General features: G+C 67.8%; 1 pseudogene. It reads left to right on the top strand.

The features are described 5' to 3' along the window. A pseudogene (locus N4G66_RS45365) lies at positions 1-433 on the top strand (alpha-1,4-glucan--maltose-1-phosphate maltosyltransferase); the annotation flags it as partial. Between the last annotated feature and the right edge of the window lie 2 nt (positions 434-435).

The raw sequence follows: 435 nt of genomic DNA, 5'->3' as shown, positions 1-435 counted from the left end.
ACTGCGCCCACGGGACTGGGAGTCGGCCGAGCGGGACGGCCTGAGCATCGCACCGCTGGTGAGCGAGCTCAACGCGGTCAGGCGGCGCAGTCCGGCACTGAGGCAGCTGCGTGATCTGCACTTCCACCACGCCGACCAAGAGGCGGTGATCGCCTACTCCAAGTCCGTCACGGACGCCCGCGGTTCGAACACGGTTGTGGTGGTGGTCAGCCTCGACCCCCACCACACCCAGGAGGCCACGGTCTCGTTGGACATGCCGCAACTCGGCCTGGAATGGCACGAGTCCGTGCCGGTGCGCGACGAGCTCACCGGCGAGACCTACAACTGGGGCAGGACCAACTATGTGCGCCTGGAGCCGGGGAACCGGCCCGCGCACATCCTCACCGTCCTGCGACCGTCCTCACCGCAGATCGGAGGGTCACCCACCACATGATC

It is taken from the genome of Streptomyces rhizosphaerihabitans, assembly GCF_025399795.1.
Lineage (GTDB): Bacteria > Actinomycetota > Actinomycetes > Streptomycetales > Streptomycetaceae > Streptomyces > Streptomyces rhizosphaerihabitans.
This window is presented reverse-complemented; position numbering and strand designations above follow the sequence as displayed.